The 13713-nt window shown below is 37.8% G+C and carries 12 protein-coding genes; all 12 read right to left on the reverse strand.

Features of this window, described 5'->3' with window-relative positions:
• Positions 1 to 2: 2 nt before the first annotated feature.
• Positions 3 to 905, reverse strand: a complete 903-nt coding sequence (locus FCN25_RS03820) for a putative nucleotide-diphospho-sugar transferase (RefSeq protein ID WP_137222105.1) — start codon at positions 903 to 905, stop codon at positions 3 to 5.
• Positions 905 to 3340: a hypothetical protein gene (locus FCN25_RS03825; RefSeq protein ID WP_137222107.1), complete on the reverse strand. Its 2436-nt coding sequence runs from the start codon at positions 3338 to 3340 to the stop codon at positions 905 to 907. The genes FCN25_RS03820 and FCN25_RS03825 overlap by 1 nt, the downstream gene beginning before the upstream one ends.
• A gap of 30 nt (positions 3341 to 3370) precedes the next feature.
• Positions 3371 to 4453 (reverse strand): dTDP-glucose 4,6-dehydratase, encoded by a 1083-nt coding sequence (rfbB, locus tag FCN25_RS03830; protein ID WP_137222109.1) that lies wholly within the window; start codon positions 4451 to 4453, stop codon positions 3371 to 3373.
• Positions 4454 to 4517: 64 nt separating this feature from the next.
• Positions 4518 to 5429 (reverse strand): dTDP-4-dehydrorhamnose reductase, encoded by a 912-nt coding sequence (gene rfbD / locus FCN25_RS03835; RefSeq protein WP_137222111.1) that lies wholly within the window; start codon positions 5427 to 5429, stop codon positions 4518 to 4520.
• A gap of 52 nt (positions 5430 to 5481) precedes the next feature.
• Positions 5482 to 6027, reverse strand: a complete 546-nt coding sequence (gene rfbC / locus FCN25_RS03840; protein ID WP_137222113.1) for a dTDP-4-dehydrorhamnose 3,5-epimerase — start codon at positions 6025 to 6027, stop codon at positions 5482 to 5484.
• A gap of 419 nt (positions 6028 to 6446) precedes the next feature.
• Positions 6447 to 7361 (reverse strand): glucose-1-phosphate thymidylyltransferase RfbA, encoded by a 915-nt coding sequence (gene rfbA, locus FCN25_RS03845; protein ID WP_137222115.1) that lies wholly within the window; start codon positions 7359 to 7361, stop codon positions 6447 to 6449.
• A 71-nt stretch (positions 7362 to 7432) separates the two neighbouring features.
• Positions 7433 to 8977, reverse strand: coding sequence for a lipopolysaccharide biosynthesis protein (locus tag FCN25_RS03850; protein WP_137222117.1), 1545 nt, complete (start codon positions 8975 to 8977; stop codon positions 7433 to 7435).
• A 2-nt stretch (positions 8978 to 8979) separates the two neighbouring features.
• The gene (locus FCN25_RS03855; RefSeq protein ID WP_137222119.1) at positions 8980 to 9630 is read right to left on the reverse strand and encodes an ABC transporter ATP-binding protein; all 651 of its coding nucleotides are present in this window, start codon (positions 9628 to 9630) and stop codon (positions 8980 to 8982) included.
• A 25-nt stretch (positions 9631 to 9655) separates the two neighbouring features.
• Positions 9656 to 10441 (reverse strand): ABC transporter permease, encoded by a 786-nt coding sequence (locus tag FCN25_RS03860; RefSeq protein ID WP_137222121.1) that lies wholly within the window; start codon positions 10439 to 10441, stop codon positions 9656 to 9658.
• A 3-nt stretch (positions 10442 to 10444) separates the two neighbouring features.
• Entirely contained in the window at positions 10445 to 12181 is a 1737-nt protein-coding gene (locus FCN25_RS03865) for a polysaccharide biosynthesis/export family protein (protein ID WP_137222123.1), read from the reverse strand.
• 9 nt (positions 12182 to 12190) lie between these two features.
• Positions 12191 to 12580: a hypothetical protein gene (locus FCN25_RS03870; protein ID WP_137222125.1), complete on the reverse strand. Its 390-nt coding sequence runs from the start codon at positions 12578 to 12580 to the stop codon at positions 12191 to 12193.
• 48 nt (positions 12581 to 12628) lie between these two features.
• The gene (gene wecA, locus FCN25_RS03875) at positions 12629 to 13666 is read right to left on the reverse strand and encodes a UDP-N-acetylglucosamine--undecaprenyl-phosphate N-acetylglucosaminephosphotransferase (protein ID WP_137222127.1); all 1038 of its coding nucleotides are present in this window, start codon (positions 13664 to 13666) and stop codon (positions 12629 to 12631) included.
• Positions 13667 to 13713 lie beyond the last annotated feature (47 nt).

Genomic DNA, 13713 nt, shown 5'->3' on the forward strand with positions numbered 1-13713 from the left:
AATTAGATAACACCATACGCCCAATAACGATCAGGCAAGTTATTTACTTTATTCGCTTCAATTCTTTCACGGTACCAGCGCCAGAGTTCGAACACTTCGGTGTTCCCTCCTGCATAACGCTCGGTCATTTTACGTCCTACAGGACCAAGTTTTGTAAAATGAAAAAATCGTAATGGAAATCCATTCACGAGTATATCACCATCTTTTTCAATAGTGATTGTTCGTTGCGAAATATTCCAACTCGCAACATTATAACCCGGATCTCTCAAAACCTTTACATTATCAAAAAATGCTGGCACAAGATCACACCAACGTTGGTCAGTAAACATGCCATTAGGGATATCCTCTCTACAATATTGGTATAAACGATCACCCCACCATTTAGCAAATCTATATCCTTCACCTTTAGCATTAACGGCAACAAAACCTAAGTTATAAACCCCATGCGTTAACGAACATAATTCATTATCCCATATTGCTGTACGATCGTTTTTATCTTCGGGAGTGAGTTGATGCGGGGTTAGTAAAATATCAGATTCATCTAGGTAATCCAATAAAGGACTTAAGCTATCAAAAACGGCAACATCTGGGTCAAGATACATTACAACATCATAATCTTGTTCACATAAGTATTGTAAAGCAGGGCCTTTTACTGCTGTGCAAGCTTCAATAATATTGTGTGTTGAAATCCATTCATCAAAATTTTCAATATTGATGTCTTTGCTCCATAGCACATAATCAAATGGTTCATGTTCCACATCAAAGTCAACTTCATCAGGTGTCTTATCAGTCATTAATGCATGGAAATCCCAGTCAGGGTGATGTCTTTTTAACGTTTCAGCAAGTACTCGTGCCTTTGCTAAATAACTGAAAGTAAAACTGGTGTATACGGCAACTCTTTTCATCACTTAATTCCCTCTAAACTTGCGCTCATTTTACTATACTTCATGTCGTAAACTGTTTTAGTTGTTGTATCTGTGAGAACGTTTAAATCTGTCTTTATGAGTTCATTCAATGATTCAATAACTAAACCATGTCCACTTGACTCTACAAAATCGGCGACATTACCCGATCCTGGATGAGTAATAATTTTAGCTCCAGCAGCGATGGCTTCGTAACAAACTATATTAAATGTTTCAGGCCATGGGGCCGGAATGTAGACATAATCTAGCTTTGCACCTTTTATTGCGTCTACCATTGCATCAGGGGTTTCTTTCGTTACAGCACAGTGAACAAAATTCAAGCAAAGTTCATCCGTTTGCTCCGATCCAATATGAAAAAAGTTGTAATTGGAACTTGCAACATTTTGACGTTTAAATTCAACGAAATCTGCCCATCCTTTATGAAAAGATGGGTAACCAACAAAGCCTATATTTAACTTTTTAGTGTTGCGTTGAGCGTCTAAATTTAGATCATTGACTAATTCAATATGATTAATTACTTGTATATCGACCAGGTTTTCAAAAGGACGCCCAGAAATCGATTTTTTCCACTCAAACGCAGCAGAATTTGATGGTGCAATAGCAACAAACTCAGACATTGTAAGTAATTGATCAATTCTTGAAATATGCTTTTGACGCTGTTGTCCATAGACACATACACCACAAGCTTTAGAATTAACTTCAGGCGCACCACAATATTCAATTTTGTTTCTTAGTAAATTATAACCTTCACAAATTGTAAAGAAGTCATGAATCCACAATATAGATTTTTCGACCTTAATGGCTTTAGCCAATTCAATAATGAACTCAGGTGAGTGGCCATGTAACGCATGTAAAACAATCCTGAATGTAGAGTTTGAGTTTTTTATGCCTTTTTTGATTTTCTGTGCATCTGCGACACCTACATATTCACCATTTAAAGAAATATGAAGGTAAAATTCATCTTTTGTTCTACCGTTATATTCTGACAAAATAGGTAACGGTTGAAATGGGGCAAAATGCAAATAATCAACTCCGTCTTCTAAATAAGACTTTTCTTCTATGCCAATACAACCTTGCACACCACCTGTATGTTTAATATAAACATCATGACTAATTGATATTACAACCTTTTTACCTAAACTTTTTATTATAGCAGCTAGCTTTTTATCAGATATTGTTTGAGGTGATTTATTTACTTGCCAATGTTTACATGTTTCAGCCAGTGTTTCTAAACCATAAATGACATCCGATTTTAATCCACCTGGGCGTCGCTGATACCGTCTCTCAAATTGACCTGCTGCAACATAATGAAATAAAGGGTTTACATTAGCATCAACAACATCTGGATTATCATCTAAATAAAACTTAGTAGAGAAATCTGCAGATGGGTCTTTTAATTCGCGCCACCCAAATTTGCAATAATGCTCTACCGCAGTATATTTACTATCAGACACATCAGGATAGAGTGTAAAATAGAAATCTTGATCTACATAGCTTGATAGAATATCTATCTCGTATTGTACATCTGCAGAAGATTGTTGGTCCTGAGCTAATGCTAATTGAAATAATTCTATATCGGCTTCGTTATTAATTGATAACCCATATTTAGTAGATACATAATTTATAAGAGCTGGATTGATATTTTTTTCAATAAATTTATTTATAATCTCGAATGAATATTTATTCAAATACTCAACGTTTGGAGCTCTACCTTCTTTCCATCCATTAGAAATATAATGATGTAATCCTTCAATCCCTAATGCTTTAACGTCATTATTTTCATTTAGATAAGACTCTTCATCAAAAATATTGCTAATTAATATTTTAACAAATGATTCAGGTAATGTTTGATAGTTTTCTAATGTTGAAAAGCGATTAGGTAACCGACCTTCATTCATCCCTACTGCACAAAAGTGATAAAAAGGCTCTACCCCCGACTGCAAGATATCTTCATATATAGAACAGTAATCTTCTACTGAAAAATATCTATTTGGCTTAATACCTGCATTAGAACCAATTAATAAATAGTGATCAGCTACAAGTTCTCGAGGTAATGAGTATTCGAGTTGTGAAATATAAAAATGATAATCTATGTGAACATTATATAAATCTCGCTTAAATTTATAATCACCTAAATCAGTTCCAAAGCGTTCCGAAAACGTAGGTAATAATAACTCAATTGCTTCATGGATAAGTAAACAATGTTCATTCAAAGGTGTATTTGAGCCTAACGACTCAAGAGGTTCTTGCTTGCAATCTCTTCCTTCCTTCCAACCATAAGTTAAATAATGTTCAAATGGATCTAGCCCCGCCTCTACAACATCTTTATAATTGGAGGTATAAAAATCATAGTCAAACAATGATTTCAATTCTGCTATTTGCTTTTCTTCTAATATTTCAAAAGTCAACGACGACATAATATTCTCTTTATAACTAAATTAATAAATTTATACAAGAAGCTCTTTCCACCAAGATTCATTTTGTAAATACCAATCAAGCGTTTTTGCAAAGCCTGTTTCAAAGCTTTCTGCAGGCACGTAACCTAATTCGTTATTTGTTTTTGCAGCATCAATAGCATAGCGTTTGTCATGCCCAGCACGATCTTGTACATAGGTAATGAGTGTTTCTGTTTTACCTGCAATTGCTGATGCCGCATTTGGGAAGCGACTAGACAAGCTTGCATCAGCGATAAACTTATCGTTCATCACTTTACAAACAAGCTTAACGATATCGATGTTTGCCCATTCATTATTGCCGCCGATGTTATAGTTTTCACCGACTCGGCCTTTGTTAAGCACTAACTCAATACCGCGAGCGTGATCTTCAACAAACAACCAATCACGAATTTGCTGACCATCACCATATACAGGTAACGGTTTATCGTTAAGAATATTGGTGATAATTAATGGAATCAGCTTTTCTGGAAAATGGAACGGGCCATAGTTGTTTGAACAGTTTGAGGTAGTTACCTCTAATCCATAAGTATGGTGATAAGCGCGCACTAAATGATCACTGGCGGCTTTTGACGCTGAATAGGGTGAATTAGGTGCGTAAGCTGTTTCTTCGGTAAATGCAGGGTCTGTAGCGCTTAATGTGCCATACACTTCGTCGGTGCTCACATGGTGAAACCTATGAGGTAAGGCTGCTTTGCCTTGCGCTTTAGGCTCGTCTATCCACATTTTCTTGGCGGCTTTTAATAAGCTGTAAGTGCCTAGAATATTAGTCTCGATAAAGGCGTCTGGCCCAGTAATCGATCGGTCAACATGCGATTCTGCCGCAAAATGCACTATCGTGTCTAATTGATGAGTATCGATAAGCGATTCAATTAATTGAGTGTCACAAATATTGCCATGCACAAAGGTCATGTTGCTATTATCTGCAACAATATCAAGATTGGCTTTATTGCCCGCATAGGTTAAAGCGTCTAATACCACGACTTTATCTTGCGGATGCAGTGCTAACCAATAGTGGACAAAGTTTGCCCCAATAAAGCCGGCTCCGCCGGTGACTAATAGATTTTTGGTGGTCATTTTTTATTCCATTTACATGTTTAATCTGCTTAATTAAGCTTTATCTAACTCAAAGCAAAATTAGTTAACCGTTTTTAAGCTGGTTTAGCATGGCATTAAGCTGTTTTCGCCAATGAATCGTTGTTATACCACTGACTAATTCTGCTTTCGATTTGTCTATTACACTGAACGCCGGTCGAATCGCTGGAGTGTGGTAACTGGCGGCAGGAATTGGCTTTATAGGGATAGCTTTGGTTAATAGCCCTTTGTCGATGGCAAGCTCTTGTATCGCTACAGCAAAGTCATACCAAGACGCAACACCTGCATCTGTCCAATGCAGAATGGTCGCTTTATTTAGCTCATCATTAGTGACTACCTGTGAGCTATTACAGCTTGATGTATTTACAATTAAAGCCCAAAGCATATTAGCAAGCCCAGCAGCCCATGTAGGCGTACCCACTTGGTCACCAACAATACCTAATTCGGTTTTTTCGGCCATTAAGCGCAGCATGGTTTTGACAAAGTTATTACCAAACTGCGAGTACACCCAGGCAGTGCGTACTATTGTTGCCTGTGAGCCTAAAATACGTTCAACTGCCTGCTCACCAGCCAGCTTAGAGGCACCATAAACCCCTAGTGGATTGGTAGTGTCGGAGGCAATATAAGGCGTGGTTTTAGTACCATCGAAAACAAAGTCAGTTGAAATATGAATAAGTTTGGCATTAATTGCTTTACACACATTAGCCAAATTTGCCGCACCCGTTTCATTAACGGCATACGCTGCAGCTTGGTCTGACTCAGCTTTATCAACTGCAGTATACGCTGCAGTGTTGATGACGATATCTGGCGAAAAAGCAATTAACACTTCATTAACCTTAGCAATATCCGTGATATCAAGAGATTGACTGTCAAAAAATTCAACTTCAATATCTGCTGGGCAACTATTCTGTAGCTCAGAGCCTAGTTGACCATTTTTACCTGTTATCAATACTTTCATGTTTTTGGCTTGCTTATAGTTTGTGTAACAAAGGATAAATCATTTTGAAAAACTAAAATGTCGGCGCATCAGCAAAAGCTAAGCCCGATTCATCTTTAGCTGATAATAATGGCGGTTTGTCATCGACTAATGGCCATTGAATATTAACCGTTGGGTCGTTCCATTTTAGTGATACTTCAACTGATGGATTATATATATCAGTGCACTTATAAACAAATTCAGCTTCGGCTGTGATGACGTAAAAACCATGAGCAAAGCCTTCTGGGACCCATAATTGACGCTTATTTTCAGCAGACAACAACACACCGACCCATTGACCAAAGGTTTTTGAGTCTTTACGCATATCAACTGCAACATCAAAAACTTCACCGCTAGTCACACGGACTAATTTACCTTGGGTGTTTTCGGTTTGGTAATGAAGACCTCGTAATATGCCGTGGGACGATTTACTGTGGTTTTCTTGCACGAAAATACGTTCACCACAATGTTGGTTAAATAATTCGGTGCGGAAGGTTTCCATAAAAAAACCACGCTCGTCACCGAATACTTGCGGCTCGATTATTTTTACATCTGGAATGAATGTTTCAATGAATTTCATAATGTGTAAAACCAATTAGTGATGTTAAAAGAGATGTCATCCTCAAGTGCTTGTATTGGGGATCCAGCCTTTTTCTTACGTATAATAAAAGCCTATGGCTTCCGGCTCACAAGCACTACCGGAATGACGCAAGTAGAAGCATTACGAGCATGACGTAAAATGAATCATTACCGAAATGACCTAAGTAGAACCCATTACTGAAATGACGTAACGGTAATCATTACCTTATCTGCCGTCATCCTCAAGTGCTTGTATTGGGGATCCAGCCTGTTTCTTACGTGCAATAAAAGCCTATGGCTTCCGGCTCACAAACATTACCGGAATGACGTAAGTGAAGCACTACCGGAATGACGTAAAATAAAGCCTTATCGGAATTAGCTAGAATCATTGCGGTAATGACTAAAGCCCCGTACTACTTTCTATTTGAATATTTTTTGATTCACAATATCGAGCAAATACTGGCCGTAACCTGATTTTTTAAGTGGTGCGGCTAAAGCTCGTAGTTGTTGCTCGTTGATATAACCCATACGATAGGCTATTTCTTCAGGGCAATTAATTTTTAAGCCTTGGCGTTTCTCGATAGCTCGGATGAAGTTAGCAGCGTCTAATAAGTCGTCTAATGTACCGGTATCAAGCCATGCAGTACCGCGTCCCATAACTTCAACATTGAGTTCTTCTTTAAATAAATACTGCTCAATAACATCTGTTATCTCTAACTCACCACGTACAGATGGTTTAACATTTTTGGCAAACTCAACCACTCTTTCATCGAAAAAGTATAGGCCTGGCACAGCATAATTTGACTTAGGTTTTTGTGGCTTCTCTTCAATTGAAATAGCTTTACCAGACTCGTCAAATTCAACCACACCGTAAGATTTGGGATTTGATACATGATAACCAAATACCGTTGCACCGGTTTCGCGGTAAGTTGCATTTTGTAACGATACCGACAAATCATGACCATAAAATAAATTATCGCCTAATACTAATGCAACACTATGGCCTTGTAGAAAGTCTTCGGCAAGCAAGAAGGCTTGCGCTAATCCGTCTGGTGTTGGCTGCTCTACGTATTCGAAACTAATTCCCCAATCACTACCATCACCCAGTAATTCTTTAAATCTCGGGAGTTCTTCAGATGTTGAAATAATCAAAATTTCGGTAATACCAGCAACCATTAACGTTGATATTGGATAGTAGATCATCGGTTTATCATAAACGGCCATTAGCTGCTTACTGACAACCTTAGTGAGTGGGTACAAACGCGTGCCAGAACCACCGGCTAAAATAATACCTTTACGTGATGTTTTCTGTTTAGGTGCTGAAACAATGTTCATATAGAGTCCTGTCTATAAATCTAAATTTAAGGCTAAATGTTACTTACAATGCCTGTTCATAATAAAAGTGCTTATCTGAGCTCTTTTGCTGTCGCAATAATAATTTTGCCAATGGCATAAAGCATTAACTGTAATACTAAAAACAATAAGATATTGTACAACGTTTTAGGGTATTGATTATTTTCAGGAAACGTGGGTGACTCAACAACCACTAGGTATTTTAGCTGACGGTAAGCTTCAATTCTTGCCTTATCTAATGAAATTTCTGACGAAGTATAACCTTTTAAGGCAAGCTCTAATTCAATTTTTAAGTCAGCAAATTGAGCCAACACTTCGCTCACAGCCGTACCATTTGACAGCGTCGCGCTTAAATTACTGCTATTAGCTGCAGATGTACTACTTTTTCGTTGTAGTGAAAGGCGCTCACGCTCTAGTTCTAATTGATTTTTAAGTGCGTTTAATTCTGATTCAAGAATAACCACTTGTGGTGCTTTAGCTGTCATTACAGATTTTAAGCCTGTTAACTCTGCACTTTTCGTTGCTATTTGGCTTTCTAACCCATAGGTAATTTGTTGGAATGCCGCACCTTCTGCTTCTGGGTCAAGTAAATTGTTTTTTTGTTGAAAGGCTAAAATACTTTTTTGTGCATCACGTAAACGAATTTCTATTTGTTTATGTTCGCCACGAATAAACTCTAATTGAGCATCTGCAAGTTGATGACCTATAGAGTTAACGTACCATTCAGCACGGTCTACAATGGCTTGTGTTAGTTGACTTGCAAATTCTGGGGTAAACCCTTGAACTAACAATTTAATTACGCCCGATTTATCGTCAATTTCAACTGCGGTATGCTCAATATAGTATTGGAGTAAATCTTCTATTGTGCTGTTATTGCTCAGCCGTGAAAAAATATCACCACCATCATGGTAATGTTGCTGAATATTGTATTTTGATTGTAAAAATTTGAGCATATCTTCTGAATGAATATAGGCTTTAGCTAACTGTGTGTCTGCGGTTGAATTTCCCCCAACACCTAAACCACTTAATAACGCCATTGATGGGTCCATAGTGGACATGCCATCAGGCTGTTGGATAATCAGTTGTGCCCTACTCTCATAACGGGGAGCGGCCCAAACTAATTGATAAAACGCAAATAATACAAACGGTATCACTAAGAACAACAACCATGGTTTATTCATATTTTTAGTTTGAGAATGATTAACAACGTTGTCCTTTAAAGCAGCAAGTGTACTTAATATCGATGTTTCTTCTTGGGATTGATCTTGCTGTTTATCAGCCTTTGTATCGCTGTTTATTTTTATTACTTTATCACTGATTAATTGGGTCGATGTTTCTGTAGAAGAACTCGTTTGTGTTAATTTAGCTTTAGTGGCTATTTCGTTAGATAATCTAGTAAGTTCACGAACAATTTTAGGGTTGTTGGGCTGTAAATTACGAACACGTTGTAATACCCGTCTAGCCAAATAAATATCTGTTTGTTCTATTTGTTGCGACAATTTTATTAATTGTTTTGGCGCCCCCCAAACAGCGGGACTGGTTTTTTCAGCTAACGCTTTAAATCGCTGCTCAATTTTGTCTACGGCTTGTTGACTCATAATTATAATGCCTGATACTGAGCAATACCTTGCTCGAGATCGTTGTAAAAAGTTAATTGGCCTTTATGCAGCACAATGGCACTGTCGCAAAAATGTCTAAGTTCATCCATTTCATGGCTGACCATAATCACATTAGCATTTTTACTTTTTTGAGTTAGCGCGGTTCGCGCTTTGTTTCTAAATTTTGCATCACCCACTGATGTTACTTCATCAATAAGATACACATCAAAATCAATACCTATTGAACAGGCAAAGGCAAGGCGTGGTTTCATACCACTTGAATAAGTACCAACGGGCAAATCAAATTTAGGCCCTAACTCAGCAAATTGACGAACCCGGAGCACATAGGCGTCTAGATCAGCTACGCCATTAATCATGCCAATAAACCGAGCATTTTCAGCACCAGACATTTGACCGTGAATACCGGTGGTTAATGCCACTGGCCACGATAGGTGCAAGTCGGTCACTACTCGCCCTTTATTTGGATATTCGCTGCCCGCCAATATTCTAAATAAGGTTGATTTACCCGCACCATTACTGCCTAAAATAGCAATATTATGGCCTGAAGGAATATCAAAACTCACATTATTAAAAATGTACTGCTTACCTAATGCCGACGGATAATATTTAGTCACATTCTCGAGTCGGATCATTAATGACAACTCCGGTATAACTTAATCATCGGCTGATGGCCTGTTTCCAAGAAATGTGGTAAACCGATAAAGCAAAAAATGTAGCAATTAATGCTGAACCGAATAAATACAATTCGCTAACAGCTTCGCTACTGTATGTGCTATATGCTGCGTGACGCGAAAGCTCAATTGCATGCAAAATAGGGTTCCAATCAAGATAGTGCCAATATTCAGGAGGCACATCTTGCATTGAAAAAAATACCGCCGATATAAAAAATAATGGTCGTGTTAATACAGATTGTACTTTGCTGACCTCAGGCACATAACATTGCACAATGGCAATCAACATTCCTAACGACATCGCAATGAGCCACAGTGCAATGGCATTAATAATAATAAAGAGTGGGTCGTCTATACGAAAATCCATTCCCAAAAAATACATAATGGCTAGCACTAACACATAAACTGCTAATTTCACTAAAAAATAAAATGCTCCTGTTGCTAAAAAACTACTAATGGGTTGAACCTGCCTAAAAGCAAATAAGGCTTTATTTTTTTTAATTGCATTAGCACTGTTCATCAAAACGTCTAAAAACAATTGAATAAACAACATGCCATACATCATAAACTCAAATGTTGGCATGGTATGAGTATCTCCGCCACTCATTAGCCCACGTGCATATGAAAGGGCGAATATAAACACAAGAGGATTAACGACAGCCCAGGCTAAACCTAAGCGATCATTAAAACTGGTTCGAATTTCGCGCACAAAAAGGGCAAATATGACGTCTCGCCATATTGCCCAATTATTACGTTTTATAATTGTGGTCATTGATTAAGTTGCCACATTTGCTGCGATGGCAATTTGATAAATAATTTGAGTAACATCTTTAATCGACTGCATAATTTTTGCATCGACTTTTGGTAAGACTAAAATTTGGTCGCCGGCTTTAAGTGGCCCTTTTGCATTTAGGTCTATCATGCCATTTGGATGAATAAGCATTATCTGCTCATAATTAGCGCGTTCGCTATAACCTCCAGCCCAAGCAATATAGTCTTCAACACTGGCATTGCTATTAAACACCAATGCTTGCGGCATTAGCACCTCACCGCCCACTTGAATTAAGTCAGTTTTGGCTGGAATAAAAACAATATCACCTTGTTCAAGTTGTATATTGGCAACTTTGCCTTGGTCTGAAATAACCACTTTACCTAACGGATTGATTTTACGTGCTCGCTCTGTAAATTCGAGGATCATCTTTCCCTCTTCCGCACGAATTTTTGCTTCGCCGTCTGACGAAGCTGGTGCAGTAAACACACTGCGTTCGAGTCTTTCAAGCGATTGTTCGATCATTTCTTTTTGTTTTATCGCCACACTTTTACGCTGAATGTAAATGGACTCATAATCGGTTAAGTCTTTATCAATTTCTATTTGTGCCAGAAGATCGTGTAAACGGGTTTCTTTTTTTACTGCAAAATACGAAGGACCTAAATAACTACCTGCTATTTGAATATCGAATACTTGCGCACGAATGTCGTCGTTAAATATTACTCTATCGCCATCTCGTAGCTCAAAATTCTCAAATTCATTGTATGGAAGGTATAATGAAAATGGGCCATCATCGCGATCGCCAACAATACCAACATGACTCACTTTGGCTAATGGCAATGCAAATTTAGCTAATTGTTGTCCATTTGATTGTTTACCATTAAATTCAAACCTAAATGGATTTCTTACACTACCTGACACTACAACAGTGGCTTTTTGCCTTTCAACAAGAATAACGTCGCTGTCTTTAAAGTTAAATTTTGGCAAGTAACCATTTAAAATAAAATCATATAAATCAATTTTTTGTACTACTTCATTTTGACGTAATATTTTAATAGAACGATAACTACCACGTTCTGGATCGATGCCACCGGCTCGTTTTAAAAAGTACAATATGCTGTCTGATGCAATACCTGCATATTGACCAGGACGTATAATACTGCCACTGATATAAACGCTTACTGGTGTAGTTGTCAGTAAGTTTACGTATATTTCGACACTATTTTTATAAACTTGTTTAATTTTTTGGCTAACAAAATTATTTAGTTGGCTGGCTTTTACGTTGGCTACATAAACAGGTCCTACGTTAGTAATAAATAGATTACCTTGATTATCGACAGTGATGACTTCAGATTGATTAATCGCTCCCCATAACCAAATTGACACTTTATCGCCTGGCGCAATGGTATAATCTTCATTTAAGCCATCAATACGTTCACTTTCATAACCGCCAGCAAACAAATTTGCGCCAAAAGGCGGCGGCAAACCAATCTCCGATGTTGGTAATAATTCAGACGCCGTCATTTCTCCAGGCAACATAATGCCAGTACGATTTTGTTTGCTATAACTACCATTTTCTAGTGATGCATTTGGCAACGCCGTTTGAGTAGTTCCCATATTTTGCAGGTTACTCAAAGACATTTGACTTGGTTGTGCAGCCAGGGAAATTAATGCAGTAAATTGGCTTATAACAATAAATAAGCCGGCTAATAATATGCTGTGGTATTGGTTAAATGTTTTCATATTGTTCGATTAAGCTCCAAAACCAATTTGGCTGTTTTTACTATCGATCACTTGAGGGGTAATTGACCATTGGCTATCTTGAGTTTCTTTGCAGACGACACGTTGTTGCTTAACGCTATCGGTAGAAGCGGCGATTAGATAAATAAGTCGGCATTGCTTACCTAAGGCTGAAAAATATCGCTTACCTAAGGTAAATTGAACGTCATTGTACACCCCAGAATAACCCTGTGGTTGTTCTGCCATTATAGTGTTGAGCTGGGATGGAATCGCATTTTGCCCACTTGATTTAACGGGTTGTTGAATCAATGGAACTGATGCTTCAATAACAGGAGGGGATGAAGTGCAGCCTAATAGGAATAAAATTGGTGCGGCTAATGAGATAAAATAACGTTTTTTCATATTTTTGTAATCTAATGATTTTGCTAAATTAAGCAATTTGTTGTTGGGTTATTTGCTAGTTGTGTTTACAGAATTCCACACATGCTGAGAAAATATTGCATAACAAATAAATAAGGAGATAAAAAATGTAAACATAATCCACTCTGGAATTAGGTATATTTCTGCGACACAACCAATAAATGCAATGAAACAAGCAACAGAAGAAATAACCAACAAGGCGAATTTACGGCTATAGCCCGCGGCTTCAAACAAATGGTGTAAGTGTTGCCTGTCTGCGGTAAATGCTGAGCCACCCGCTCTTATTCTTCGTATCATCACTGCAACCATATCAATTAACGGTATCGCGATTATATACAATGCAGTAACAGGTCTAAATGCTGGTGAATCAAGGTCTACCCCCACTATCATCAACCAAATAATGGTTAAGCCAATGAACATGTTACCTGAATCACCCATGAATACTTTGTCAAACGAATGATGCAGATTTAGATTAAACATTAGGTATGCAAGTAAAGCTGCAATAAACAATATGGGTAATAAGAACCAATCATTAGTACATCGGCTCAATAGAAACGCCAACGCACCAAAAGCTATCAAACTTAACGCACCCGCTAAGCCATCGATGCCATCCATCATATTAATTGCATTGATACCTGCAATAATGGCAACAACACTGACAAGGGTTCCTGCAATACCAAGCTTAAATTCAAACACGCCAAAAATAAAACCAAAGCTGTGAAGGTACGTTTCTGTTCCGAAAATCATTAAAGATGCAACAATAACTTGGGACACTAGGCGAACTCTAACGGATAGTTGGTATCTATCATCTAACGCGCCAAGAAATAAAACTAACACCGCAGCAACAAGATAGATGTTGAGGTTTTGACTGTGATCAATAAACAACATGGATGCCAACATGACAGATAAATAAATGGCTATACCTCCAACTAGTGGTATATGGCCATTATGTATTTTACGTTCGCAAGGGTAGTCTACTAAACCAGATTTTACCGCCAAGGGTATCACTAGCTTTAACATTAAAAATGATATTAAAAATGTAACTATAACTGGTAACCAAAAACCCATTAGCTATCCCTTAAGATATTTATCTACACGATAAAATAACGGCATCA

The organism is Shewanella sp. MEBiC00475, assembly GCF_005234075.1.
Classification (GTDB): Bacteria; Pseudomonadota; Gammaproteobacteria; order Enterobacterales; family Shewanellaceae; genus Shewanella; species Shewanella polaris.